We start from the raw sequence: 25,808 nt of genomic DNA, 5'->3' as shown, positions 1-25,808 counted from the left end.
CAATCATTACGGCCACCACCACCACCGTTCCAATCATTACGGCCACCACCACCACCGCTCCAATCATTACCAGAATCGCTACTTTCATTAATTACTGGAATCACCTCTTCATACTCATTATGGTAAGAGCAGTTTTTGCAGTGGTCGATAACTCTTCGCTTTCCTGAACGGCTAGTAGTTGCAGGAACTAATACTTGGTAACTCTGTTTGAAATTTAAACTCTTGCATTTAGGACATTTTGGTTTACTGATTACTGCAAATAGTGCAAAAAAGACTATAAATATAATCCCGATTCCTATGATAATTCCAAAGTTACTTTGCTGCCAATTAGGTTGAGAAAGATTGAGAATCTTACTAGGAAATGCAATCTGAATTTCTAGCTTTTGTTGAGGTAAAATAGGCTGAGTTGCTACAAAATCGAATATTCTAGAACTGACTTGACGGGCTGTAGCCGGAGTACCAAAGTTTTTAAACTCTAAGACTTTACCTGATAAAGCTTCTGGTAGTTGTACCCAAACTTCTGCTGCTTGAATTGGGGCTTTACGGTCAGCAAAAATGGCTTTCCAGTAAACTTGAGTATTATCACCATTAATATGCAGTCCACCAACAACACGATATTTAATTACAAAAATATGTGATGCTGGTGCTGTTAATTGATGTTGCCAACGAATCCAAAATTGATTATTTTCAATTCCCGTTTCGCTAGGAAGAAGTTTATTATTTTCTTGAATCGTTACATCCTTAATTTCATCAACTTTATCTAAAGGAATATAGCGATATCTTTGATTTGTCCAATCTGATGTAAAAACATACTTTTGTGTTTCCGTAACTAACATATCTCCGTTAGTTTGCACATCAATATTAACATTGATATAATCCCAATAAAATGGTACTTGCTGGGCGACAGCATGAGTAAATGTAATGAAAACAGTCACCAACATAGCAAGTAATAAAAAAGAGATTCTTCTTATTAATAGTTTCTTCATATTTTCCTTTTCTCTGCGTCCTTTGCGCCTCTGCGTGAGATAAAAAGTTGAAGATTCATAGATTTGGGGAATTGATTTTTCGTTCTATGAGTTCTTCTGTGAATGCAGAGTAATGTTATCTATATCGTTACAAAACTTTACAATTACAAATCAAGTCCTCAAGTTAAAAGGTGGGAAAACCCCACCCCTACATTGATTTAGGACTTACACAGAAATTATTTTCAACTCCCATTCCTCTCTAACCTCTGTGTCCTCTGTGTCCTCTGCGGTTCGTAATTCCTATGATTGGATTTTTCTAAGCAGGTTTCCATGTACCGTGAAAACTGTGGGGGATAACACTGGGTAATCCCAGTTTACAAATAGGTTCTGCATTTAATCTATCACTCGCAAATACCCAAACTTCACTACTATGAGTATGACCATTATAAACCACAGTTAACACCCAACCTTGTTCAGAGTTTTGCGGATTTTGCACATAAATAGGTTCGGAAGGATAGCGATTTTCTCCTATGTTTGCTTGTGTTAAAGTTCCAGTTTTGTGATCAAAACAAGCAATACTATTTAAAAGTTCCTTACTAGCATCTGTTCCTGGTTGAAATCCTGACATATAAGTATAGCGAGAAAATTGACCTGTATTTTGTGGAGGAACACTAGGAAACTCACAATGTTGATTTGAAAGTTGTTCAATTTTAATTACCTTGCCAGTTAAAGGATTAAGTTGAACTTGTGAAAATGTACTATTAGCAATTGTGTGAGTTTCCCCGGTAACTACTTCTCGAAGATATTCATTAGTTTGAAAATCTTCATAACGGGCAATATCCACAATTACCGCACCACTATTATCTACATAACCATTAGCAAAATGCCACTGAAACCAAGATTCAGTTTCTCCTCGACTGACTAAAGATAAATTTTCTCTATCTAGCACTATAATTTTAGTTCCCAATTCAGGATGCCATTCTAGGGAATCACTATAACTCCTTATCCCTAACAAAACAGGCCAAAGATTTAACCGCACTGGGGAAATAAAAAAGACAAGATACTGTCCCGCTAACACAAAATCATGTATTAGTGGTACTCCTTCTAATTCATGTATTGCTGTTTGGATAATTTTGCCAGTCGAGTCACTTTTATAAACATTAATTGTGGCATTTAATCCAGGAGTTACACCAAAATTAAAAATTTCCCCTGTATTTGCATCCCGCTTATAATGGGCAGAATAACTTAATCCCTTAGTTAAACTGCCTAAATCATCTTCACCACAAGTTTCCAAAGTTTGCAAATCTAAAGCATAAGGTTTACCACCTTCCCACAATGCCAAAAGTTTATTAGGTAATGCCAAAACTGAAGTATTCGCCGCATTTTTCACAGGTTTTATCCATTGATTCCAGATAATTCCTGGTGCAGTCATGCCATAATTACCATAAAGCAATTTACCCGCAGCAGTTTCTTTTTGATAACCAGTGGTTTGCACATAACGATAAACCCCAACTGCTTCGACATTGGTAAAATTAACAGCCAGAATTGCCCCATCTCCATCAAACCAATGTCCCACCCCAACACCATTCCGTTCTAGTCTTGCTGGTCCATTCCGGTACAGTGTACCCCGCAAACCATCGGGGATTTTACCTGCAAGAATCGGTAATTGAGTGGCAGAAAATTCCGTTGCAGGTTGAGATATTGCCCGAACCCATGCTTTTTTAGTTGACTTTTTATCAATTGTTTGCATATATAATTGATCATTTGAATAATATTAATATAACAAAAACGCACTAAACAAGCTTGATAAATTGCCATTGTTGAACTTTTTCCGTCTTGACGTTGGGACTCAATGGTAAAATCTACTAACATGATCCCATTTTTCTTGACAATACCGACTAATAAAATCATGCCAATAAACGAATAAAGATTTAATTCCACTTGAAAAATATACAGCGTCAACAAAGCACCAAAACCCGCAGAAGGTAAACCATAAAGAATGGTAATTGGGTGAATAAAATCTTCATAAAGAATACCAAGAATTAGATAAATTACCACAATGGATATTAGTAATAACCAGCCTAGATTTCCAAAAGACTGATTAAAAACCTGGGCTGAACCTTGAAAATTAGTTGTAATTGTAGATGGTAGAATTTCCTCGGACAGTTTCTGAATGGCTGCTGTGGCTTGACTTAAAGAAACTTCTGGTAAAGTGTCAAAAGATATAGTTGCTGAAGGTAATTGTGCAAGGTGGTTTACTGTTAAAGGTGCAACAGTTTGGGTAATATTAGCTATGGCACTCAAAGGAACTAATTTACCATTATTTGAGCGCACATACAGCATCGCTAAAGCATTTGGATCACGTTGGTATTCTGGCTGCAATTCTAAAATTACATAAAATTGATCTAATTTTCTGCATGAGCCAAGTTTCCTAACCTGACTAGGAAAAAAGTCATGAAACTATTGTGACTTTTTTCCTAATTTAAAACTAGATCCAGCAATCAAATTAGCAATTAACCCCATATAAACCTCCATCATGACAACTAAAACCACTTTCACATCTTGGATAACTTGCCCTAAACCCAACCCCCAAGCTAAATTACGCCTATTTTGCTTTGCTTATGCTGGTGCTAGTGCCTCAGTTTTTCGGACTTGGGCTGATGATTTACCCGCAACTATTGAATTATGTCCTATCGAAATTCCCGGTAGAGGCAGACAAATCAAATCACCTCCATACACAAAAATCCTCCCTTTAGTCCGAGAAATAGCCACTAATATCATCCCCTGTCTAGATAAACCTTTTGCTTTTTTCGGTTACAGTATGGGTGCATTAATCAGTTTTGAGTTAATTAGGCTACTGCGTTCTGAATATAATCTTTATCCTTTGCATCTTTTTATTGCTGCCCGTTGCGCCCCACAATTCCCTAGGGAAAACCCACCCATTTCTAAATTACCAGATGCCGATTTTTTAGCCGCAATATCCCAGTTTAATGGGACTGCCAAAATGGTGCTAGAAAATGCCGAATTGATGCAGATTTTTTTGCCGATTATTCGGGCTGATTTTACAGTTTTGGAATCCTATGTTTATACTTCTCAACCACCTCTAAATTGTCCTATTAGTGCTTTTGGTGGGTCAGAAGATCCAACAGTTAGCTATACTGCTCTTTCTGCCTGGGAAAAACAAACTGTTGCCCCTTTTTCATTGAAAATGATCGGTGGTGATCACTTTTTTATCAATACGGCTAAAAGCACTTTAGTTAATAGTGTAATTCAATCTGTACAGTGTTATATTTAAGATATTTTTGGCTAAAAAATAGTAGCAATATCCACTCTCGCATTCTAACATACGAACCTGAAGTTATTAGCTCAATAGTACGGTTATTACGAAGATTATATCTATAAAACCGAACTGTAATTAATTGATTTTCTAGTGCTATCATCTAATTGGGAGGCTAAAGATTAGGCTTCAAGAAGTTAAGAGTTAGAGATTTTGCCAGTAGTATTATTGTTTACCAAGTCACAAGCTGAAGATTTAGTCTCACCAAATCAGAAAGTCCAATAGTGAATTTTTGAGGAGATAGTTATGACACTTGTACGTTGGAATCCGTTACGGGAAATAGAACGCTGGGAACCATTCCCTGAAATGGGTATTATCCGGCAGCAAATGGATCGCTTGTTTGAACAATTATTACCACCTGATGCAGTTGAAAGGGTGGGGTTAACTTTCATTCCTCCGGCTGAGATTGCAGAAACTGATAGTGATTTGAAGTTGAAAGTAGAAATACCAGGTTTGGACGCAAAGGATCTTGATGTCGAAGTCACTCCTGAATCGGTTTCTATTAGCGGTGAGCGGAGGTCGGAAACAACAACGGAGGCAGAAGGTTTGACTCGCTCGGAATTCCGTTATGGTAAGTTCCAACGGGTAATTGCCTTGCCTGCTGTTGTGGATAATGAGAAGGTAGCGGCAGAATATAAGGATGGAATTCTCTATCTAACTATTCCTAAAGCCGAATCGGAAAAACACAAAGCTGTGAAGGTTCGTCTTTAGTTAGTTGCCTTTGATTAGGCTAGATCAGGAAGGGTGAGGGATTTTATAATTACTTCATCCTTCATTTTTTTGTTACTAGTAGGCGAGATCATAATTTATTATCAATGGTTCAGGTTTAAAAATATGCCTAAAAATATGTTTTCAATGATATAGTTAATTCTCAAGATAGATGCTAAAAAAGCATTCTTATATTCACAAGTCTTGAGGGCAACAAGTTTAACCTATATTTCTTTTCATCCTTTTATGTAAGGGATGAGCAATATATCCCAGTCCCTGTTAATATATCGGAAATAGCAGGTTGTATCTCTGAGTTGGATAGGATTTTTTAATTTTTTAGAAAACTTCTATGAAAACACACACTGATACAGTTTCATTTGCTTGAATAGCTATATAAAGAGGATTAAGACTGGCAATTATTAATTATGGCAACCAAAGTAATTGATGTTAGAGAATATACTGTCCGAGCGCACAAAAGGCAGATTCATACGCGAGTTTTCAACTTTGTCTGTAAAGAATGTAATCAGGCTACAAAACGAGAGACTTTCGGAACTCGCCCTTTATATTGTGAATGTTGTCGTCCTCCCCAACCTCCTAAAAAATCACTCCAGGTATCGACACCGAGCAAACCTAGAGCCATGACTTACACCAGCAATATAGATTTAGGTTGAGTGAATTACTATGAATTCTCCAGGACAATTACAAGCACCACCCGATGTGTTTATTACGCCATTGTTGGAATTACGAGATTACTATGGGAGTCTCGCACAAGAGTACCAACGTCTATTTATAGAGGCGCGATCGCAATTAGATAATGTAGAATCTTTGTTGTCTACTTGGTCTTATCCTCATGACAACGAACAAGTTGAGGCTGCTGAAGAAGATTCACTGTTGTTGTTGTCTTCTAATCAGAGTTCTCGTGTAGAATATTTGGATTCTCTAGAGTCAGAAGTTCCTAAATCAGACTCTTTCAAGGTTGATCATTCCCTTTCTGAAGTTAGCAACTCAGGCAATTTTTCCTTTCAACGTCGTCACTATGTTGGTAAAGGGGAAGACGTTCCCATGCTGGCTCAGTATGAAAATATGACTCGCATGGAAGCACTTAAAAAGCTATTGCGAGAATATGTGGGAACTGTCTGTCACATAGATTTTATTGTGCGATCGCTCTACGGTAATTTAGAGTCTACTATCTTTAAAGTCGTTAAAGGTAGAGTCCAATCATCTCTAACTCAAGGGAGAGAAAGTGGTTATTGGTCAGCAATTCCCAATGAACCTGGTTGCTATACCCTAGATGTAAATTCACTAGGACCAATTCAAGGTAAGGGAATATCTAGAAGTATTAAATCCACCAAAACCAACAAACATTTCACTAGACCCCAGATGAAAGTAGTCCCGATGTTGGCACAATTTGATGGTCAATTTTTAATTGATGCTCTGACCTTATTTCTAGAACAAAATGCCGGACGAATTTTCAATGTGAATGAGATAGTCAATGGTATTTATGGACATTTAGATGCTGAAGAAGTCAGAGAGGTCAAAAATAAGGTTCTCAATGAACTATCTAGGGGTCATCGCACAGGCCGCTTTGTGAGAGTTCCTAACCAAATCGGTTTGTATACTTGGGATATGAATATGATCGTCCAGAAATGATCCAAAAAAGGGGCGTTAACAAATTGTAACGCCCTCTCTAAAGTTTGCCTATATACAAAAATGGGATGAGATTTTAAGCCCACCCCTAATTTATTAATCTTATTTGAATAGTCAAGAATTATTGAGGTTTATCTTGTTGACGACGAGAACGCATATTTTCTCGCATTTGCTTCATTTGTGCTTGCTGTTCCGGAGTTAACACAGCTTGCATTTGTTGTTTTGATGACTCTCTAATTTGTTTAATTTGATTTTTCTGTGTTTCAGTTAAGTTCAAAGAAGCAAAAATATCACCTTTTTTACCACGTCCTTCTTGACGTTCTCCTTGTCCTTGTCTTTGTTGACGTTGCGCTTGATATTGAGCCTTACGTTCAGCCATTGCAGCTTGTAATTTGGTCTTTTGTTCGGGAGTCAAAACAGCTTCAATTTGAGCGCGGTTACTGCGGCCGATTTCTTTCATTTTAGCTTTTTGTTCAGGTGTCAAATTCAACTTTTGAAATTGACCCTTTTTTTGCCATTCTTTACCAGGTTGAGGTGAGGATGGATTATTTTGTTCCGCTTGAACTGCAAATGGAGTTGCGATTAAAGTTAAAGCCAGAGTACCAGCAATCAGTGATAATGTCTTCAGTTTCATAAATACCTTTTGGTTATGTCGGCTTTCTATAGTTCCTATCATATAGATTAACGCCCAGTAATGATATGAGGCAAAGGTCACGTCTACACCCATGACTTTAGTCATGAAATTAGGATTTCAATATCTTCCTCTCATCCTATTGAACTTGAATCATGATACAAATATATTAAATCTAGGTTAGGCTGCCATTTTTTCAATTATCAATTTTTTATGAATCGTCCTATTCAATTTAATAATCATCCTTTTCGATTTCTACTTTATTTAGAATGGCTACTATTAGGATTTTCAGCGTTAATGGCATTAATGCCATCTCCTTCACCGCGCTTTTCTGTCATGTATCCAGAACTGACAATTTGCAGTTTGACATTTTTCGGTTTAATGGGTTTAAGATTGCCTACTTACAATAAAATCAATAAATTTATTTATACGACTATTGAAGTTATATTAATTTTAATTACTGGCTTTTTTGGTGGTAGAAGTGCGAGGCTTTTTCCCTTTCTCTATCTAATTTTGGTAACTCGCAGTTGTTTAATTTTTCCACTACCAGGAAGATTAGCAGTTACTTTTTCCTCATTTATTTTATTTTTACTTACCCTCAGACAAAGGATGCCTCCTGGACGATTTTCACCAATAGCCCAAGAAAGATTTTGGTTTTTTAGTTTTAGTTTAGCAGTTTTATTTGGTTTAAGTTTAGTATTTGTTTTAGTATTAATGAATACTGTTTTATCTGAACGGCAAAGTCGAGATAAACTCCAAGCTGCAAACGAAAAACTCCGTCAATATGCCTTGAAAATTGAAAGTCAGGCAACTTTGGAAGAACGCAACCGTATTGCTAGAGAAATTCATGATTCTTTAGGACATTCTCTGACGGCTTTAAATCTTCAATTAGAAACTGCTTTAAAGTTATCAAAACACGATATACCTAGAGCAATGACGTTTTTAGCCACTGCCAAAGAACTCGGTTCAAAAGCCTTACAAGATGTCCGTCAATCGGTTTCTACCATGAGATCCCATCCTTTACAAGAACAATCATTAGAACAGGCAATTCAGAATCTTGCGGCAGATTTTCAGCGTTCTACTGGCATTTTACCCAGTTGTCAAATATCCATTATTTCTCCATTGTCTATGGAAGTCAGAACTCCTATTTATCGAGTTATTCAAGAATCATTAACTAATATTTCTAAATATGCCCAAGCCACAGAAGTTCAACTAGAATTAACAACAACATTAGAAACTGTGAAGTTAACAATTCAGGATAATGGCAGAGGTTTTGATTTAGAGCAAAATACTACTGGATTTGGTTTACAAAGTATGCGCGATCGCACCTTGGCATTAGGAGGTGAATTTCATATTCATAGCAGTCATAATCATGGTTGTAAAATTATAGTTGATATCCCTTATTTATAGCAGGGGAGAATATTTTTACCAATTACCAATTACCAATTACCAATCACCAATCACCAATCACCAATCACCAATCACCAATCACCAATTACCAATTACCAATCACCAATCACCAATCACCAATCACCAATTACCAATTACCAATTACCAATTACCAACAAAAATGATTAAAGTCTTACTTGTAGATGATCAAAGTTTAATTCGTCAAGGTTTAAGAGCCTTATTAGAATTAGAAGCAGATATAGAAATTGTCGGGGAAGCTGAAAATGGTCAAATCGCAATTAATCTAGTTGAAAAATTAAAACCTGACGTAATTTTAATGGATATCAGAATGCCTATCATAGATGGAGTTGCTGCTACCAAAGAAATTAATCACCATTTTCCTCACAGCAAAATTCTTATTTTAACAACTTTTGATGATGATGAATATGTGAAAGCAGGATTACAAAATGGCGCAATGGGTTATTTACTTAAAGATACACCCTCAGAAGAGTTAGCAGTCGCCATTCGTGCAGTTGACAAAGGATATTCCCAATTGGGACCAGGAATAGTCAAAAAACTAGTCACTCAATTTCCGGCTAATTCACAACCAGTATTAGCTGTACCAGCGAACTTAGCGGAACTCACCCCTAGAGAAAAAGAAGTTTTGCGGTTAATTGCTATTGGTGATAATAATCGAGAAATTGCCCAAAAATTGTATATTTCTGAGGGTACAGTTAAAAATCATGTTACCAATATCTTAAATAGACTAAGTTTACGCGATCGCACACAAGCTGCTATCCTGGCAAATAGTTTTTTTACTTACTTACAACAAAATATTGAAAATAAATAGCACATAATTTAATTCAGAAGGGGGTTAGAAAATAGGCATCCATTTACACAGTTCCATCATTGTGCAAACATGAATTGGCAATTTGTATGATTGATTGGTATTGCTGAATTGAGGTATGAAAATCAAAAATTCCCTTTCTGAAACTCTTAATCTTTGCGCCTTTGCGCCTTTGCGTGAGACTAATTCATACTTTCATTCACCAACGCCGATTGATTTAGCTTTTATTGAACAAGCTTATGTAGAAGTTTATTGGGCTGCGGTACTCAAAGAAACAGGATGGTCAGCAGCCTTATTCAGATGTTTAATTGCTACTGGTGCATCTGATATGTAGTGTCATAGGGAATAGGGAATAGGGAATAGGGAATAGGTGTAGGGGTTTAGCTCATGCTTTATCCCTATTTTTCGATGTGAATCCTGCTATATAATAGATATCACTTCTCACTGTTTACCTCTCATGCAAATTCCCCGCTTACATCCAGACACTATCGAAGAAGTAAAACTCAGGGCTGATATTGTTGATGTGGTTTCGGAGTATGTAGTTTTGCGGAAACGAGGTAAAGATTTTTTGGGGTTATGTCCTTTTCATGATGAGAAAAGCCCCAGTTTTAGCGTTAGTCCTAATAAGCAAATGTATTATTGCTTTGGCTGTCAAGCAGCGGGTAATGCGATTAAGTTTGTCATGGACTTGGGAAAACGTCAATTTGCAGACGTGGTACTAGATTTAGCAAAACGTTATCAAGTCCCGGTTAAAACTTTAGAACCTGAACAAAGACAAGAATTACAACGGCAAATATCTTTACGTGATCAATTATATACGGTTCTTGCTACTGCTGCTCAATTTTATCAACACACTTTAAGACAGTCTCAAGGACAAAAAGCATTAGAGTATTTAGAACAAACTCGTCAATTTAAACAGGGAACAATTCAACAATTTGGTTTAGGTTATGCTCCTGCTGGTTGGGAAACTCTTTACCGTTATTTGGTAGAAAGTAAACATTATCCTGTGCAATTAGTAGAACAAGCGGGATTAATTAAACCCCGGAAAGAAGGAGGTGGATATTATGATGTATTTCGTGATCGCTTAATGATTCCTATTCGGGATATTCAAGGTAGAGTCATTGCTTTTGGTGGCAGAACTTTAACGGAGGAACAACCGAAATATCTCAATTCTCCAGAAACAGAATTATTTAGTAAAGGGAAAATGTTATTTGCTTTAGATGAAGCTAAAGACGGTATTTCTAAAGTTGATCAAGCGGTGGTAGTTGAGGGATATTTTGATGCGATCGCTCTCCATGCAGCCGGAATTAATAACGCCGTTGCTTCATTAGGAACTGCATTAAGTATAGAACAAGTGCGGCTATTATTACGTTACACAGAATCCAAACAATTAATCCTCAATTTCGATGCTGATAAAGCCGGCACAAACGCCACAGAAAGAGCAATTGGTGAAATTGCTAATTTGGCTTATGCAGGGGAAGTGCAATTAAAAATCCTCAATTTACCTAATGGTAAAGATGCTGATGAATATTTACATAGTCACACTTCAGCCGATTATCAAAAACTATTAACAAATGCGCCACTTTGGCTTGATTGGCAAATTCAAAATATTATTAAAAATCGAGATTTAAAACAAGCTACTGATTTCCAACAAGTCACCCAACAAATAGTTAAACTATTGCAAAATATAGTTAATAGTGATACACTTAATTATTATGTTTCTTCCTGTGCAGAAATATTGAGTTTAGGAGATACTCGACTTATTCCTCTAAGAGTTGAAAATCTCCTAACTCAAATTAAACCTGGTAGGATAAAATCTCTAAATCCGCGGACAAGTAATCCCGCAACTAAAACCCCAAAGCTATCTTTAGTTAACACAGAACGCAGTTTACTAGAACGAGCGGAGGCATTATTATTAATTATTTATCTTCATTCTTCCCAGCAGCGGCAAATAATTATTGAAGATTTAGAAAACCGTAATTTAGAATTTAGTCTTTCTCATCATCGCTTTTTATGGCAACAAATGGCAGAATTTACAGTTGATGAAGTTGATTTAATTTCTAGTGTGCAAAATAGATATTTAGAATTAGCAGAAGAACTAGAAATAGTTTCTCATATATTTCATCTCAACGAAAAAAATAAAACAGAAATATTACGAACTCCTCATGTTATTCAAGCAGCATTAGCTTGTATGGAGAGAGTATTTCGAGAAAAACGCTATCGTTATTTTATGGAACAATGGGAAAAAATAGATCCTGAGGCCGAACCAGAAAAAGATAAATATTATGCTGAAGCCATATATATAGAAAAACTTCATTTACAAGACCTTGAGAAACAGCGACAATTTTCTATTACCGACTTAATTTAGGCAAGATGAAATTTTAGCAACACCTAACTTTTAATCTTCATTAGACATCTCCGAAAATGAATGTAGAGACGTTCTATAGAACGTCTCTACAAGGGTTTCAAACCACGCACATTTAATTACCGGAGATGCCTATTATCAAAATAATAGCAGCAGATATAGCCATTACACCATATCTGCTGCTTGATTACATGAAAAACTTCGATGATTAACTTCTTGATCATCCGTTTGCAATTACACTAGACTTTTGCTTGTAAAGACTTCAGTAATTCAGTATTCACACCCGATTCACGAGTCAGAGAAATTTTACCTGTGCGAGCGATTTCTCTCAGTCCAAATTTTTGTAGCATTTGCACAATCGCCACCATTTTACCAGGATCACCCACAACTTCCAAAGTCAAAGAATCTTCAGCCACATCCACAATTCGCGCTCGGAAAATCTGCGACAATTCGATAATCTCCGAACGATTACTGCTAGTAGCATTTACTTTCAGAAGCATCAATTCTCTTTCTACACAAGGAATTTCTGTAATATCCTGCACTTTGAGAACATTAACTAACTTATACAGTTGTTTGGTAAGTTGCTCAATAATGCGATCATCACCAGGAACAACCATCGTAATTCGGGATACTCCTTCCTGTTCCGCAGGTCCCACAGCCAGGCTTTCAATATTAAAACCCCGACGAGCAAATAAACTAGCAATGCGGGATAGAACCCCCGCTTCATCTTCCACAATAACTGACAGCGTATGTTTCATCGGCGACTAAAAGAGCATGACATGAACGCAGACCGGCACTCATAAGAATACCCGGTAAGTGGGAAACTCAGCGGCTGTAGCCCTGAGAGGGAAACGACACGGGCGGTTTTAACCGCTTTGAATCTTTTTTCATTACCGCCTTGGAGTTAGGAAATTCGGGGTACTATTGTGATGTACTTTCAACGGGACAATTACCGATTCAAATTCTCTAACTCTGTACGCATAATGTTTTGCTCCAAAGAGCCTCCCATTTCTGGGGTAATGTTAGCTAGATGCCTCCGGCACGCTGCGCGAACGACCAGTTATAAAAGCTTTTTAGACTTGCAACACTGTTTCAGTGACCTTAAAACTGTTTAATTGCAAGTGACAGAGCAGGGAACTAGTGAAGCAGCGCGGTCTTGGGGGTTTCCCCCATGAGCGACTGCTGAACCCCGAAGGGGCTACGCATTCCGGGGTGTCGTGACTTAAATAACGGCTACCATGAGACTAAGCTCAAGGTGGTCTGGTCAGCACAGCTTGCCTGATTACTCTTGCAAGCTCAGTCCCTTTAGGGCTGGGTTACTGACGACTGCAAAGCGAGTTTCGACTACGCTGCATTGTCGGTCTGAATTTTTATTTTATACTTAATAATTACAATCATTCCGTTCCTGTGGAAAAGTTATCTATTTTCAAAGATAGATGCAGCCTTGAAATTAAAGCCATATATTGTCATCAGCAGTGAAAATTGACAGGAACAAAGTATTTATGGGTTGGTTACAAAGAATGTTTGGCTTAGAGCAATCGGAAAGCGGCCAAGTTAATCGAACTTCTAGCGATGATGTTAATACACAAACAACAGAGCCAGAACGCATGGGATTAAATGGAGAATATGACCAAAGTGGTTTAGCCAAGCGCGTAGCATTAGCATTTGATCAAGATCCTGACCTTGATGATATTGACACTATTTGGGTTGCTCAAACAGGTAGCACTGTGGTACTAAAAGGTCAAGTTCCCACCCAAGATATTCTTAATCAACTAATTGCTGTAGCTCACACCGTTGATGGCACTACAGATGTTGATACAACGCAAGTTAATACTAATTAAAATTTACTGAATAATTTTTTAGTCAAAAGAAGAAGCAAGGAGCAGGGGAGAGAAATATATTTTTTGCAACTGACAACTGACAACTGTACGGGCGAAGCATTTGGAGAACTATTTTTGGCAATGACCGATAATTTATCTTCCAAATGCTTCGCCCCTACTAACAACTGACGAATTACCAATCCAATCTAAAATCGCCTGATTAACTTGTTCTGGTGATTCATCCTGGGGACAATGACCGACATCTTCCAAATATAGCAATTGCAATTTTTCATTGTAGCCAACAAATTGATTTGCTAGTTTTGGTGGCACAAATCGGTCTTTTTTCCCCCAAATTAACAGCATAGGAATTGTTAAGTTTGGTAAAATCTTCTTGACACTAGGACTAAAATTAACCCCCGTTGTCGCTTTAAACAAGGCTCTAAAGGCACGGGCAGATCCCCTATCCTGGGGCGGTCCTGCTAAAATATCTATAAGTTCATCAGTAACAGCTTCAGGATTGGCATAAGCAAAACTAGTCCAAGGACGCAGCACACCAGGACGACGCACAAAATAAAATATCGGTTTTAGTATTAATCTGGAAGTCAATATACTTTTAATCCCGCTAACAAGAGGTTGTAAAGCAGTCGGGATCATCTCCTGTTCCAAATTAGGATCAGGTAAACTCATCATCACTATCCCCTTTACCATATCAGGATGGTTAGCGGCTGCGACTATAGAAATTAGTGAACCGATGGAATTACCCACTAAAACCACTGGTTGACGAATAAAGGTTTTCCAAAAATCGTAAACCTGCTCTACCCACAGTTCCACATTGTAGCTAGTTGCAGCCTTTTCCGAAGCCCCAAAACCAATCATGTCTAAGGCGTAAACCGGATGAGATTTACCCAAAACCTCTAAATTATGTCGCCAATGACCAATGGACGCGCCGAAACCATGAAGTAAAATTAAAGGTGTTGTTTTTGCATAATCATGGGGAGGACGAATATAAGTATAACGGGTTTGCCAACCACGCCACACCCAATCCCTTTGATTACCAACTCTTTGCTGCCAATGTGTTACGGTAGTCACAGTTATCTCTTACTGATTAGTTGGAAACTATTAATTTTGTGCGTTCTTTCTTAATATGTTACATTATATTTGGTTAGCTTCAATGTATACCTAATTTTGCTATCATGGAAACATCTTCTAGATATCATACCTCTATGTATCTCAGAAGAAAATTGTAACAATAGTTATTAGTGTCAAATATCATGTAATTTACGTTAAATAATGCAGTGGAATCAACTCAGAGTCAGGCTATACAGTCAACGACTTGATTAAACTTCTCTTATAAATTTGCTACACTAGAGAGGGATATTCATTTTCCAATTCTGAGTTACTGTTGTATTTTGCCTTCAATGGCATATCAAACTAAACTAACTAAATTCAAGACCAGTCCAAAATCTTAACTAATAGAGCTGCCACTAATCATAATGCCTGTGATTGAGAAAAAAAGAACTCGCGATCTGCCCCAAATTAACGAACGGATTCGCTTCCCGAAAATTCGGGTGATTGACACTGATGGCGCACAACTGGGAATTATAACTCCGCAGGAAGCGATACAATTAGCAGAGGAAAAGGAATTAGACCTAGTGCTAATTAGTGACAAGGCTGATCCGCCAGTGTGTCGAATAATGGACTATGGGAAATATAAGTTTGAGCAGGAGAAGAAGGCGCGGGAAGCCCGGAAGAAGCAGCACACGGCTGATGTGAAAGAAGTGAAAATGCGCTACAAAATAGAAGAACATGACTATAATGTGCGCGTTAAGCAAGCTGAACGCTTCCTCAAAGATGGCGATAAAGTTAAGGCTACTGTGATGTTCCGAGGTCGGGAAATTCAACACAGTGACTTGGCAGAAACGCTGCTTAAACGGATGGCTACGGATTTAGAGCCTTTTGGTGAACTTCAGCAAGCACCTAAGAAAGAAGGGCGGAATATGATGATGCTGATTTCACCCAAAAAATAATCTTGTCAACAACCTGGTAATGAGTGCTGTATGAATTAGTGAATAATAGGATCTAAAATTGACCCCAGGGAAATTTTTCCCATTCCCTCAGCATTCAACCATAATTAGATTTATGTCAATTTATTCTAAAATGATAGTCCTGAAGGCTGAGTGGGAAAAATAATACTCAGTTGTTCAGGACTTTTGCTATGTTATTGCATATTTTAGATCGCCGTCCACCACAGGAAAAACTCCAGCGGCTGATAGAACACGGAATTGTGGAACGGGAAAAAATGCCGGATAGTAATGAAAAACATTAAAAACAGATCCAAATCCTCTGGTAGCGGCTCAAGTTCAGGAATTGATGAAGAAATCCGCTCTTTGACATTCTCTGATATGAAATTCTCAACATAAAAAAGAGGTCATTACTGACCCCTGATAAAATCAAAATAAAATAATGTTTGATTTATAGAAATTAAGACAAACCAGTATTAGTACCTTGTTTACCAGTTGCTAATTCCACTTTAACAATCTTGCCACCCATTTTTTGAATCCGTTGTTGTTCACGAAACCAATTTTCATAAGGAACTAACTTAGTAAAGTAAGTATTTTGTAATTCGCGTTGGGTGCGAGTCCGAGTTAGGCTGGGAACACAAGCAGTTACTTTAAATAAACGAGCCATTTTGTTTCAAATCTCCTGATATTGTTTTAGAAACTTTTTTATCTCAAATATCTTGAGTCAAAATCTTTAATTATTTTTTCCAAGGCTGGAAATCAACCATCAATACTAGACTGATAACACTTACAATCAATCAGCAAGAGAACCTTCTAGCAATCATGATTGATCTCCAGACCTTAACAAAGCCGCACCTATATGACTAAGTGCAAAGCTAACTCTTAGCTCAAGCCAGAGGAGACATAGTCAAAGTAAACGCCCATTTCTTTACCAGCGTCAGGACCAACCAAACTAGCGGTTACTTCCTTCATAGCTTGGATAGCTTGAACAGTAGCGCCTACGGGTACTCCCAAGGAGTTGTAGGTTTCTTTCAAGCCATTCAATACGCGCTCATCCAAAATGGAAGCGTCACCAGCAAGCATAGCGTAGGTAGAATAACGCAAGTAGTAATCCAAGTCACGGATACAAGCTGCGTAACGGCGTGTGGTGTACATATTACCACCGGGACGGGTGATGTCAGAGTACAACAAGGATTTAGCTACAGCTTCTTTAACGATTGCAGCAGCATTAGCACTGATGGTTGTAGCTGCACGAACGCGCAGTTCACCAGTAGCGAAGTAGCCTTTTAGCTTTTCGAGAGCAGCGGTATCAAGGTATTTACCTTGAACATCTGAAGAATTGATAACGGAGGTAATTGCGTCTTGCATTGTTGTTTTTTCCTTATTTCCAACCTTATTGCCACAGTTTTAGTTTGAGCCAAAAAACAGCTAAAACTTACTGCATTGCACCAACAACGTAGTCGAAGTAAGAACCAGCTTCACCGGAGTCTTCAGCAGACAACAAGGTAGCAGCAACGTTCTTCATAGCGGCAACGCCACCAGCAACTGCATCAATGGGAGTACCCAAAGATTTGTACATTTCGCGGACACCAACGATACCGATTTCTTCGATGGCTGTAACATCACCAGAAACGATTCCGTAGGTAACAAGACGCAAGTAGTAGTCTAAGTCACGCAAGCAAGTAGCTGTCATTTCTTGACCGTAAGCGTTACCACCGGGGGAAACAACATCAGGACGTTTTTGGAACAGTTGGTCGCCAGCACCTTTAACAATGCGTTCGCGGTTTTCGGTCAATACTTGAGCGATGCGAAGACGTTGTGCGCCACCAGCAACAAAACCTTTGATTCTGTCTAATTCACCGGGGCTGAGGTAGCGAGCTTCTGCATCAGCATTCACGATAGCTTTCGTGACGATACTCATTAATGGATTCCTCCAAAACTAATGGAACCAGAATTTGATTAAACTGGTACGAATTTATATGGTTGGTACTGAATTTACATCTTGATTTACATTTCTAGCCAGATTGACTGGATTTGGTGTAAACCAGGTGGAAAACTCAATTACCTCCCGCAAAATATTGTCCAGTATTATGTTGAGCATTTATTACTGCTCTTAATATTTTGTAACACTTATTTTCAGATTTGCTCATTCTCAGGGAACAGGGAACAGGGAACAGGGAACAGGGAACAGGGAACAGGGAACAGGGAACAGGGAACAGGGAACAGGGAACAGGGAACAGGGAACAGGCAAAAGAGGCAGGGGGGCGGGGTGCAGGGTGCAGAGGAGACGAATTTTCCCCCTTGCTCCCTGCTCCATTTCTTCTTCTACTGTCACCTGTCACCTGTCACCTGTCACCTGTCACCTGTCACCTATCTATTAGGAAGACCACCTGTGAGAACAGAAGGAGACAAGCTAGACCAAGATTGTTTCACCAAGTCAGCTTCAGCTTGAACACTACCCAAGTAGTTACCTGCTGGTAAAGATGGATAGCGTTTGTAGGGAACAACGTCTTCACCAAAGTAACGAGCATACTCAGGACTGTTGACAATTGCCTCTACAGCAGCCCTTAAACCGCTATCAGCCAATAATTTGTTATATTGACGGATTTCGCCTTGGGTAGCTGGTGCGCGTCCCAAGAGGTGACGGAAGAGGAATTCAATTACCTTGGTGTTGGGATAAGGCGCGTAGAAACGTTTGCGATAGATTTCGGAACTGGCTAGTTCGAGAACAAACTCACGCACGGTAATTTCACCGTTACGCAATTTGCTATCCAAGTCAGAACGGCGGAAATAAGCAGGTACTTGACCGCTAAATACGTCCATTACCTGACAGTAGATAGCATTAATGACCTGATTGGTTTCGGGGGAATTTGTCCCAGTGGTAGCACGGTAAATCCGGGCTGGTTTGCGACGGCTTGTACCAACACCAACTTCTACAGATTGACCACGACCATCATTGAAAGAACGACCCAATTCAATAAACAAGGGTTTAGTCTTGTCCATTTTCTTGGCTTGGGCTGCCAAATCAGCGATCGCCTTGGCGAGAATTGGCGTATTCTCAGTTTTAATCCGGGGCTTCACAGTTTCAAAACTAGGAACAACCAAATCATCATTTTGCTTGGTTAGCTGGTTGTAAAGCTTCTCGGTATTGGGGAAATTAGCCGCAGGTAAAGTGGGGAAGCGACGGAAAGGAACAGTATCTTCACCAAACACTTGACCATATTCAGCACTTTCAACCATCGCGCTAATAAAAGCCCGAATCCCTTGAGTAGCGAGAATTTGGTTGTATTTACGAATTTCTGCTTGGTCAATAGGAGCGCGACCCAAGAAATGCTTAGTACCCAACTCAATTACCTTTGTATTGGGGTAAGGTGTGTAGAACTCCTTCAGGTACAGGCTAGAGTAACCCAAACCTTGAATAAATTCCTTAACGCTGATTTCACCATTCACCAACTTACTTTCTAGAACCGTGAACTCGTTCTTAGAGATGTAAGGAGCAATATCGCGCTCGAAAATCTGCCGATAAGCGCCGCTAATCACAGTTTCCGCCGCAACCTTGTCATTTTTAACTGCTGTCAGTTTAAAGACCTTGGTTTGCTCACGTTGCTTAGTAACACCTTGGTTAATGCGGAACTCAATATCTGGTTCAGTCCGCATTTCTGTGACTGTACCCAATTCCACAAAGCGAGGTGTTTCCTGTTTCTCAACATTCGCCAAATCTTCGCGGATAGTCCCCACACGTAATTGACGTAAAGACACACCCGCAGGAGTTAGATAGCGTTCGTAAGGAACTGTATCTTCATTAAATGCTTGGCTGTATTCGTCACTGTCCAGAATGGCATCAACGACCGCATAAAAGCCCTTCTTAGCAGCGATGTCAAAATACTTATTGTTTTCTTCCCGACCATAGGTAGGACGACCTAACAAGCGACGGTGAATGTACTCAATGGCTTTACAGACATAGAGAGAAGTCCAGTACATCTTCCGGAATAAATCCGACTTCGCCAACATCCGCACAAACTCGCGGACGGTGATATCGCCGTTTTCCAGCTTAATTTCTGCAACTTTCAGCCGTTGACCTTCGTAAACATCACGACCAAAAACTTGTAGATAAGTAGCCTTAATTACCGCTTGGGTAGAACTTTCCGAGAACTTGACACTTACACCCTTAGGAGCTTTTCTGCCAATAGTTCCAGGTAACTGGTCTAACTTGAACACCTTCGCGCCCAAAGTCCCAGGAGCTACACTCCGAGCATTAGGATTGCTGAGTTGGTTATTGATACCAGGACCTTGGTGAATCAAGATCCGGCGAGTATCCTTACTAAACGGTGCAGGGCTGCTGCTGGGGTTGCGGGTTGCTTTCGGGAAAATCGCCCCAAATTGGATTTCCAAGGGGTCATTACCAGAACCGTAGGGATGTTGGTCAGGTAATGGTTGTTCGTAAGCAGCAAAAGTTGTAATAAACTGAGGAACTTTCCGGAAAGGCGCACTGTATTTAAACAGATCCTGCTGTTGTCCCCAGTTACGACATTCTTGGGCTTCTTGACCCAGACCCCGAATGTAGGGAACTGTTTCTTCACCAAAGTAATCGCTGTATTCGGTAGAATCTACCAAAGCATCAACTAAACCTGCCAAACCTTTGAGGGAAACAATGGCAAAATATTTTTGCACTTCCTCACGGCTACTTGGTCCCCGTCCTAAAATGTGACGGAAAGCCAATTCAATCACCCGGCTGTTAATAAAAGGCTGATAAAACTGTTTTTGGTAAAGGGGAGATTTAGCTAAACGGCGAATAAACTCCCGCATGGAGATTTCGCAGTTTTTGACTTTCGATTCTAAGTCAGAAATAGACAAGCTATAAGCACGGGTAATATCGCGCTCGAATACTTGACGGTAAGCCGCTTTAATGATTTCTGTCTTTTCGCTAGAAGACAAGCCGGGCTTCATGGCGTACTTGGGACGACGTTCTGCGGCCACAGCGTAAATTTGTGGCAGTTGTAACCCTTGTTGGTCACCGGAAGGACGTTGACGAACTTTAGTAGAAGGTGTTGGTGCTTTAAATTCTGTCAGCAACACATTCATGTACTCAGTCACAATTTCTGTGGCTGCGGCATCTTTACGGAAATAAGACAGGGACGCTGCTTTGATTTCTTGTAAAGCGACGATGGTTGCTTCTCCAGAACAGGCATTTTCAATAATTTCCCGCAAACCTCTGGTATTTACAGAGATGATGTTGGGGTCGCCAGCGACAATGGCGTAGGTGGCATAGCGCAAGAACCAAGACAAGTCACGTAAGCTTTTGGCCATGTTGCTAGGCCCATAACGAGCGACGTTAATAGGTCTAAAGCCTGGAGGTGTTGGTCCACCAGCAGAAGTATTGAAGATAGAACGGAGGTTTTCAAAGAAACCACCACTACTTTCAACGTAGGTGACTGTTCCTAGTTTCATGCCCTCTTGGACATTAGCACCAGCGCCAACCATTGCCAATTCTTTCTCTTGGGGCTTTTCTAAGAAAGCCATTGGTGAACCACCAATGAAAATCCGGTTAGCCGCACGAGAAACGATGATTTCGGAATTGTCTGTCAAAATTTTGGCAATTTCTAACCGCTTTGCCCCGGAGGTAAAATAACTGCCAAGTTCACTTAGTTCACCTCTTCCCAAAAAGCGGTCTTGTTGTTCCGCTTGGGAAATGGTGGCGACAGGTAAGGTTTGATATAGTTGCGGACGCGCAACTGAGCTTCCACCGCTTGCCTTAACACTCATGGGATTTTTAAGACTCCTATCATAATTGTTTATCTGTTCAGCCTGGGTTATTTATTTTAAGGCTTGACATTTTTGCGTATTTATGAATGTTACGCCTCTAAAACCCAGTAAATTAACTCGGTCGATTTTCAGATTAGAACGTTTTGCGTTTACACTGTTGGTTTATTAAGAAGTATGTCGAATCTGTAATCTAAATTTGATATTCAAGAAGATACATACTTCCATTTTCTGGGATGAATATAGATTTTATCCTACATTCTGTACTCTGATGATTCTTAAACTTATTCATAAAACCAGGGGACAGACGGGAGGCAAAAATGAGAATGCTATATTAGTAACGGGTTGGTAAACCGCTATATTCTCTATTTCGGTGATTGATATCAGAAGTAAATTACGTAATATAAATTAAATGAGTATTAAATACAACATTATTTATTAAGTATTATTGTTTATCTTAACAAGTTACAAAATTTACGCAGAAACGGAGAATGTAAATCTCCATATATATTACAGTGGTGAAATTATGACGAAAATTTTAGTTACAGGTGCGGCTGGTTTTATTGGTTTTCACCTCAGTAAACACTTACTAGAAAGGGGCGATGAAGTTATTGGTTTGGATAATCTCAATGATTATTACGATGTAACTTTAAAAAAAGATCGACTAAAACAACTTTTAGAAAAACCAGGTTTTAGCTTCCATTTATTAGATTTAGCAGACAGAGAAAGTATCCCCAAATTATTCATTGAATCAAACTTTGATAAAGTTGTAAATTTGGCTGCACAACCAGGAGTGCGCTATTCATTAAAAAATCCCCACGCCTATGTAGATAGTAATTTGGTAGGATTTGTCAATATTCTAGAAGGTTGCCGGCATACAAATGTACAACATTTAGTATTTGCTTCTTCCAGTTCAGTTTACGGTGCAAATACAAAAATTCCTTTCTCCGTTCACGACAATGTAGATCATCCCGTTAGTTTATACGCAGCCAGCAAAAAAGCCAACGAATTAATGGCACATACTTATAGTAGTTTGTATGGCTTGCCAGCGTCAGGATTGCGCTTTTTTACAGTTTACGGTCCCTGGGGTCGTCCTGATATGGCATTGTTTCTCTTCACTAAAGCAATTTTGGCAGGACAACCAATTGATGTTTTTAATTATGGTAAAATGAAACGCGATTTTACTTATATTGATGACATTGTTGAAGGTGTAATTCGCGTTATTGATCAAGTTGCTGAATCGAATCCCAATTGGTCGGGAAATGCACCTGACCCCGCGACAAGTTATGCACCATATAAAAATTACAATATCGGCAATAATCAGCCGATTGAATTAATGAACTTCATCGAAACCCTAGAAAATTACTTGGGTATGAAAGCCAAAAAGAATCTGCTACCAATACAACCTGGTGATTTACCTGTAACTTATGCTGATGTTGATGATTTGGTGCAAGATATTGGTTTTAAACCCAATACTTCGATTGAAGTGGGTATTGAGCGATTTGTTGTATGGTATCGGTCATATTACCAAGTTTAAATGCAAAAATATTGACTCTTTAGCTTTTCTATAAATTCCGTCTTGAAGATGGACAAATATCATTTTCCTTGGTTAAAAATTAGTAATTGATGATTGGCCATAGTTTATTTTATGGCTTCAATCACCAATCACCAAGTTAAGTAAGCGCTTCCGCACCACCGACAACTTCCAGAAGTTCCTGGGTAATTGCGGCTTGACGGGCTTTGTTGTAAGACAAAGATAGAGTTTTAATCAATTCACCGGCGTTTTCGCTGGCGTTACTCATCGCTGTCATCCGTGCGGCCAGTTCACTAGCTGCTGATTCTTGTAATGACCGTAATAGCTGATTGCTCAGATATAATGGCAACAAAGAATCCAGAATTTGCACTGGATCTTGTTCAAAAATCATGTCACTAGGTAAAGCGGTAACTGTACTAGCTACCTTTTCCCGTTCCACTTGGAATTGACCACCACGGGTAGTTAAACGGAAAACTTCGTCATCCGCTGCTTCTAAACCTTGGGTATCCAAAGGGAGAAGGGTTTGGACTACGGGACGAGAACTAACCAGGGAGACAAATTTTGTATAAACTAGCTCAATCCGGTCTACTTTTTCCGAAAGGAAGAGAGAAAGTAGTTCATCAGCAATATTTGTAGCTTCTGCGGCGGTAGGAAGTTGTTCTAAACCGCTGTAGGTGGCATCAATAGGCTGATTCCGGCGTTGAAAGTATTGAGTAGCTTTGCGGCCAACCAATACATAAGTATAGTTTACACCTTCAGCTTTGAGTTCCTTGGCCCGATTTTCAGCCCGGCGGATCACGTTAGAGTTGTAACCACCACACAAACCCCGGTCGCCGGAAATTACCAACAAACCGACTGTTTTAACTTCGCGTTTTTTCAGTAGGGGGAGGTTGACATCTTCAAACCGCAATCTGGTTTGCAAGCCAAATAATACTTGCGCCAAACGGTCTGCAAAGGGACGGGTAGCAATTACCTGTTCTTGAGCGCGACGGACTCTCGCCGCTGCTACAAGCCGCATGGCTTCTGTGATTTTTTTGGTGTTTTTGACCGACTGAATGCGATCGCGTATTGATTTGAGATTAGCCATAATTTTTAGGTCATTGGTAATTGGTAATTGGTAATTGGTAATTGGTAATTGGGTAAAAGTTATTGCTATTACCTATTACCCACTACCTATTACCTGTTACCTGTTACGCTGCTGCTTGGAAGGTCTTTTTGAATTCGGTAAGAGCGGCTTTCAAAGCTGCTTCTTCTGCATCACCTAGAGCTTTGCTACCTTGTACGCCTTGGAAGTATGCAGTGTTAACATTCTTCAAGTAGCCACGTAGACCTAGGGCAAAGCTAGTTACTTGATTAACTGCAATGTCATCTAAGTAACCGTTAATACCAGCGTAAAGAACCGCTACTTGTTCAGCTACGGAGAGAGGATCGTTTTGGGGCTGTTTTAAGAGTTCCCGTAAACGGACACCACGCGCCAACTGGTCTTGAGTGGCTTTGTCTAAATCAGAAGCGAATTGTGCGAAAGCTTGTAAGTCGTCAAACTGAGCCAATTCTAGTTTGATTTTACCAGCAACTTTTTTCATTGCCTTGGTTTGCGCCGCAGAACCTACACGGGATACAGAGATACCGGGGTTTACAGCGGGACGGATACCAGAGTTAAACAAGTCAGAAGACAAGAAAATCTGACCGTCGGTAATGGAAATTACGTTGGTAGGAATGTATGCAGATACGTCACCAGCTTGGGTTTCAATGATAGGTAGAGCAGTCATACTGCCTTTACCTAATTCATCGCTGAGTTTAGCAGCACGTTCCAACAAGCGAGAGTGAATGTAGAATACGTCTCCAGGATAGGCTTCCCGACCGGGTGGACGACGGAGGAGCAAGGACATTTGGCGATAAGCCTGTGCTTGCTTGGAAAGGTCATCATAGATGATTAAGGTCGCTTTGCCTTTGTACATGAAATACTCAGCAATACTAGCGCCTGTGTAGGGTGCGAGGAATTGGAGGGTAGCTGGGTCACTGGCGTTAGCCGCAACAACTACTGTGTAGTCCATCGCGCCTTTTTCTTGTAAGGTTTGAACTACGTTAGCAACGGTGGAAGCTTTTTGACCGATAGCTACGTAAACGCAAACTACATCTTCACCTTTTTGGTTGATGATGGTGTCAATAGCGATCGCAGTTTTACCAGTTTGACGGTCGCCAATGATTAATTCCCGTTGACCACGGCCGACGGGAATCATGGAGTCAATAGCGGTAATCCCTGTTTGCATCGGTTCATGTACAGACCGACGGGCAATAATCCCAGGGGCAGGAGATTCAATTAACCGAGTTTCGGTTGTTTTTGGATCACCTTTACCATCAATAGGACGACCCAAAGCATCAACAACGCGACCAATGAGAGCGTCACCTACGCCTACTTGGGCAATTCTACCAGTAGCGGTTACAGAGCTACCTTCTTGAATACTCCGACCTTCGCCCATCAGTACCGCACCAACGTTATCTTCTTCTAAGTTTTGGGCGATACCAATTGTGCCATCTTCAAATTCTAGGAGTTCCCCAGCCATAGCTTTTTCCAAGCCATAAATCCGGGCAATACCGTCACCAACTTGTAGCACTGTTCCAACGTTAGCAACTTTAACCTCTTGGTCATATTGCTCGATTTGTTGTTGGATGATACTGCTGATTTCGTCAGGTCTAATGGAAATACTCATTTGTCAGTTGTCAGTTGTTAGTTGTTAGTTGTCAGTTGTCAGTTGTCAGTTGCTTCGCCGTGAGCGTCAGCCG

The 25,808-nt window shown here is 39.6% G+C and carries 24 protein-coding genes and 1 pseudogene; 11 read left to right on the top strand and 14 right to left on the bottom strand.

The window, feature by feature from the left end; genetic code table 11:
- From FJR09_RS18180 to FJR09_RS18170, 3 genes and pseudogenes are all read right to left on the bottom strand, one after another.
- Positions 1 to 986: DUF2207 domain-containing protein (locus FJR09_RS18180; RefSeq protein WP_168654149.1), on the bottom strand; the 986-nt coding region annotated here is incomplete at its 3' end.
- Positions 987 to 1,281: 295 nt separating this feature from the next.
- Entirely contained in the window at positions 1,282 to 2,667 is a 1,386-nt protein-coding gene (locus tag FJR09_RS18175; RefSeq protein WP_371416442.1) for a carotenoid oxygenase family protein, read from the bottom strand.
- Positions 2,559 to 3,359: pseudogene (locus FJR09_RS18170) on the bottom strand (efflux RND transporter permease subunit); the annotation flags it as partial. The gene FJR09_RS18175 and the pseudogene FJR09_RS18170, both read right to left, overlap by 109 nt.
- 142 nt (positions 3,360 to 3,501) lie before the next feature.
- Here FJR09_RS18170 and FJR09_RS18165 point away from each other — a divergent pair.
- The 4 genes from FJR09_RS18165 to FJR09_RS18150 all read left to right on the top strand — a co-directional run bounded on the left by FJR09_RS18165 (position 3,502) and on the right by FJR09_RS18150 (position 6,660).
- The gene (locus tag FJR09_RS18165; protein ID WP_168631862.1) at positions 3,502 to 4,260 is read left to right on the top strand and encodes a thioesterase II family protein; all 759 of its coding nucleotides are present in this window, start codon (positions 3,502 to 3,504) and stop codon (positions 4,258 to 4,260) included.
- Positions 4,261 to 4,548: 288 nt separating this feature from the next.
- The gene (locus FJR09_RS18160) at positions 4,549 to 5,013 is read left to right on the top strand and encodes an Hsp20/alpha crystallin family protein (protein WP_168653813.1); all 465 of its coding nucleotides are present in this window, start codon (positions 4,549 to 4,551) and stop codon (positions 5,011 to 5,013) included.
- A gap of 422 nt (positions 5,014 to 5,435) precedes the next feature.
- Positions 5,436 to 5,681 carry a hypothetical protein gene (locus FJR09_RS18155; protein ID WP_168651280.1) on the top strand — a complete coding sequence of 82 codons (246 nt, stop codon included), beginning with the start codon at positions 5,436 to 5,438 and terminating at the stop codon, positions 5,679 to 5,681.
- A 10-nt stretch (positions 5,682 to 5,691) separates the two neighbouring features.
- A complete protein-coding gene (locus FJR09_RS18150; protein ID WP_168651279.1) occupies positions 5,692 to 6,660 on the top strand; it encodes a hypothetical protein in 969 nt (322 codons plus the stop codon).
- A gap of 118 nt (positions 6,661 to 6,778) precedes the next feature.
- On the opposite strand, the gene FJR09_RS18145 is transcribed toward FJR09_RS18150, so the two are convergent.
- Complete coding sequence (locus tag FJR09_RS18145; protein WP_168653816.1) at positions 6,779 to 7,291, bottom strand: Spy/CpxP family protein refolding chaperone; 513 nt, start codon at positions 7,289 to 7,291, stop codon at positions 6,779 to 6,781.
- A gap of 210 nt (positions 7,292 to 7,501) precedes the next feature.
- On the opposite strand from FJR09_RS18145, the gene FJR09_RS18140 reads away from it, so the two are divergent.
- The 4 genes from FJR09_RS18140 to dnaG all read left to right on the top strand — a co-directional run bounded on the left by FJR09_RS18140 (position 7,502) and on the right by dnaG (position 11,892).
- Positions 7,502 to 8,698, top strand: coding sequence for a sensor histidine kinase (locus FJR09_RS18140; protein ID WP_168654148.1), 1,197 nt, complete (start codon positions 7,502 to 7,504; stop codon positions 8,696 to 8,698).
- A 160-nt stretch (positions 8,699 to 8,858) separates the two neighbouring features.
- Positions 8,859 to 9,527 (top strand): response regulator transcription factor, encoded by a 669-nt coding sequence (locus FJR09_RS18135; RefSeq protein ID WP_148767000.1) that lies wholly within the window; start codon positions 8,859 to 8,861, stop codon positions 9,525 to 9,527.
- A 115-nt stretch (positions 9,528 to 9,642) separates the two neighbouring features.
- Complete coding sequence (locus tag FJR09_RS18130; RefSeq protein WP_168654143.1) at positions 9,643 to 9,858, top strand: hypothetical protein; 216 nt, start codon at positions 9,643 to 9,645, stop codon at positions 9,856 to 9,858.
- 123 nt (positions 9,859 to 9,981) lie between these two features.
- A complete protein-coding gene (dnaG, locus tag FJR09_RS18125; protein ID WP_168653812.1) occupies positions 9,982 to 11,892 on the top strand; it encodes a DNA primase in 1,911 nt (636 codons plus the stop codon).
- A 236-nt stretch (positions 11,893 to 12,128) separates the two neighbouring features.
- Here dnaG and ilvN read toward each other — a convergent pair whose 3' ends face one another.
- Positions 12,129 to 12,647, bottom strand: coding sequence for an acetolactate synthase small subunit (ilvN, locus tag FJR09_RS18120; protein WP_015083282.1), 519 nt, complete (start codon positions 12,645 to 12,647; stop codon positions 12,129 to 12,131).
- A gap of 744 nt (positions 12,648 to 13,391) precedes the next feature.
- Here ilvN and FJR09_RS18115 point away from each other — a divergent pair.
- The gene (locus FJR09_RS18115; RefSeq protein WP_015083283.1) at positions 13,392 to 13,730 is read left to right on the top strand and encodes a BON domain-containing protein; all 339 of its coding nucleotides are present in this window, start codon (positions 13,392 to 13,394) and stop codon (positions 13,728 to 13,730) included.
- Here the strand turns inward: FJR09_RS18115 and FJR09_RS18110 are convergent.
- Together FJR09_RS18110 and FJR09_RS18105 are read right to left on the bottom strand one after the other, a co-directional pair.
- Positions 13,727 to 13,894, bottom strand: coding sequence for a hypothetical protein (locus FJR09_RS18110; protein ID WP_235082130.1), 168 nt, complete (start codon positions 13,892 to 13,894; stop codon positions 13,727 to 13,729). The genes FJR09_RS18115 and FJR09_RS18110 overlap by 4 nt on opposite strands.
- Positions 13,863 to 14,798: an alpha/beta fold hydrolase gene (locus FJR09_RS18105; RefSeq protein ID WP_015083284.1), complete on the bottom strand. Its 936-nt coding sequence runs from the start codon at positions 14,796 to 14,798 to the stop codon at positions 13,863 to 13,865. Before FJR09_RS18105 ends, FJR09_RS18110 begins: the two co-directional genes overlap by 32 nt.
- 404 nt (positions 14,799 to 15,202) lie before the next feature.
- Here FJR09_RS18105 and infC point away from each other — a divergent pair, with 404 nt between their 5' ends.
- Positions 15,203 to 15,736: a translation initiation factor IF-3 gene (gene infC, locus FJR09_RS18100; RefSeq protein WP_015083285.1), complete on the top strand. Its 534-nt coding sequence runs from the start codon at positions 15,203 to 15,205 to the stop codon at positions 15,734 to 15,736.
- 454 nt (positions 15,737 to 16,190) lie between these two features.
- Here the strand turns inward: infC and FJR09_RS18095 are convergent, their stop codons facing one another.
- The 5 genes from FJR09_RS18095 to FJR09_RS18080 all read right to left on the bottom strand — a co-directional run bounded on the left by FJR09_RS18095 (position 16,191) and on the right by FJR09_RS18080 (position 21,493).
- Positions 16,191 to 16,397: a phycobilisome linker polypeptide gene (locus FJR09_RS18095; protein WP_015083286.1), complete on the bottom strand. Its 207-nt coding sequence runs from the start codon at positions 16,395 to 16,397 to the stop codon at positions 16,191 to 16,193.
- 215 nt (positions 16,398 to 16,612) lie between these two features.
- Entirely contained in the window at positions 16,613 to 17,098 is a 486-nt protein-coding gene (gene apcB / locus FJR09_RS18090; RefSeq protein ID WP_015083287.1) for an allophycocyanin subunit beta, read from the bottom strand.
- Positions 17,099 to 17,165: 67 nt separating this feature from the next.
- Positions 17,166 to 17,651, bottom strand: a complete 486-nt coding sequence (gene apcA, locus FJR09_RS18085; RefSeq protein WP_015083288.1) for an allophycocyanin subunit alpha — start codon at positions 17,649 to 17,651, stop codon at positions 17,166 to 17,168.
- A gap of 231 nt (positions 17,652 to 17,882) precedes the next feature.
- On the bottom strand, positions 17,883 to 18,065 hold the full coding sequence (locus FJR09_RS24805; RefSeq protein ID WP_217361132.1) for a hypothetical protein: 183 nt from the start codon (positions 18,063 to 18,065) through the stop codon (positions 17,883 to 17,885).
- A 35-nt stretch (positions 18,066 to 18,100) separates the two neighbouring features.
- Positions 18,101 to 21,493 (bottom strand): phycobilisome rod-core linker polypeptide, encoded by a 3,393-nt coding sequence (locus FJR09_RS18080; RefSeq protein WP_015083291.1) that lies wholly within the window; start codon positions 21,491 to 21,493, stop codon positions 18,101 to 18,103.
- Positions 21,494 to 22,016: 523 nt separating this feature from the next.
- On the opposite strand from FJR09_RS18080, the gene FJR09_RS18075 reads away from it, so the two are divergent.
- Positions 22,017 to 23,027 (top strand): NAD-dependent epimerase, encoded by a 1,011-nt coding sequence (locus FJR09_RS18075; RefSeq protein WP_015083292.1) that lies wholly within the window; start codon positions 22,017 to 22,019, stop codon positions 23,025 to 23,027.
- Between the two features lie 136 nt (positions 23,028 to 23,163).
- Here the strand turns inward: FJR09_RS18075 and FJR09_RS18070 are convergent, their stop codons facing one another.
- Positions 23,164 to 24,111 (bottom strand): F0F1 ATP synthase subunit gamma, encoded by a 948-nt coding sequence (locus FJR09_RS18070; RefSeq protein WP_015083293.1) that lies wholly within the window; start codon positions 24,109 to 24,111, stop codon positions 23,164 to 23,166.
- A gap of 103 nt (positions 24,112 to 24,214) precedes the next feature.
- Positions 24,215 to 25,735, bottom strand: a complete 1,521-nt coding sequence (gene atpA / locus FJR09_RS18065; protein ID WP_015083294.1) for a F0F1 ATP synthase subunit alpha — start codon at positions 25,733 to 25,735, stop codon at positions 24,215 to 24,217.
- Positions 25,736 to 25,808 lie beyond the last annotated feature (73 nt).

Origin of the sequence: Dolichospermum sp. UHCC 0406, from assembly GCF_009712025.1 — a bacterium.
Lineage (GTDB): Bacteria > Cyanobacteriota > Cyanobacteriia > Cyanobacteriales > Nostocaceae > Dolichospermum > Dolichospermum lemmermannii.
This window is presented reverse-complemented; position numbering and strand designations above follow the sequence as displayed.

Coding starts and splice junctions, on each gene's coding strand:
- FJR09_RS18165 (WP_168631862.1), top strand. CDS start 3,502: ATGACAACTAAAACCACTTTCACATCTTGGATAACTTGCCCTAAACCC.
- FJR09_RS18160 (WP_168653813.1), top strand. CDS start 4,549: ATGACACTTGTACGTTGGAATCCGTTACGGGAAATAGAACGCTGGGAA.
- FJR09_RS18155 (WP_168651280.1), top strand. CDS start 5,436: ATGGCAACCAAAGTAATTGATGTTAGAGAATATACTGTCCGAGCGCAC.
- FJR09_RS18150 (WP_168651279.1), top strand. CDS start 5,692: ATGAATTCTCCAGGACAATTACAAGCACCACCCGATGTGTTTATTACG.
- FJR09_RS18145 (WP_168653816.1), bottom strand. CDS start 7,291: ATGAAACTGAAGACATTATCACTGATTGCTGGTACTCTGGCTTTAACT.
- FJR09_RS18140 (WP_168654148.1), top strand. CDS start 7,502: ATGAATCGTCCTATTCAATTTAATAATCATCCTTTTCGATTTCTACTT.
- FJR09_RS18135 (WP_148767000.1), top strand. CDS start 8,859: ATGATTAAAGTCTTACTTGTAGATGATCAAAGTTTAATTCGTCAAGGT.
- FJR09_RS18130 (WP_168654143.1), top strand. CDS start 9,643: ATGAAAATCAAAAATTCCCTTTCTGAAACTCTTAATCTTTGCGCCTTT.
- dnaG (WP_168653812.1), top strand. CDS start 9,982: ATGCAAATTCCCCGCTTACATCCAGACACTATCGAAGAAGTAAAACTC.
- ilvN (WP_015083282.1), bottom strand. CDS start 12,647: ATGAAACATACGCTGTCAGTTATTGTGGAAGATGAAGCGGGGGTTCTA.
- FJR09_RS18115 (WP_015083283.1), top strand. CDS start 13,392: ATGGGTTGGTTACAAAGAATGTTTGGCTTAGAGCAATCGGAAAGCGGC.
- infC (WP_015083285.1), top strand. CDS start 15,203: ATGCCTGTGATTGAGAAAAAAAGAACTCGCGATCTGCCCCAAATTAAC.
- FJR09_RS18095 (WP_015083286.1), bottom strand. CDS start 16,397: ATGGCTCGTTTATTTAAAGTAACTGCTTGTGTTCCCAGCCTAACTCGG.
- apcB (WP_015083287.1), bottom strand. CDS start 17,098: ATGCAAGACGCAATTACCTCCGTTATCAATTCTTCAGATGTTCAAGGT.
- apcA (WP_015083288.1), bottom strand. CDS start 17,651: ATGAGTATCGTCACGAAAGCTATCGTGAATGCTGATGCAGAAGCTCGC.
- FJR09_RS18080 (WP_015083291.1), bottom strand. CDS start 21,493: ATGAGTGTTAAGGCAAGCGGTGGAAGCTCAGTTGCGCGTCCGCAACTA.
- FJR09_RS18075 (WP_015083292.1), top strand. CDS start 22,017: ATGACGAAAATTTTAGTTACAGGTGCGGCTGGTTTTATTGGTTTTCAC.
- FJR09_RS18070 (WP_015083293.1), bottom strand. CDS start 24,111: ATGGCTAATCTCAAATCAATACGCGATCGCATTCAGTCGGTCAAAAAC.
- atpA (WP_015083294.1), bottom strand. CDS start 25,735: ATGAGTATTTCCATTAGACCTGACGAAATCAGCAGTATCATCCAACAA.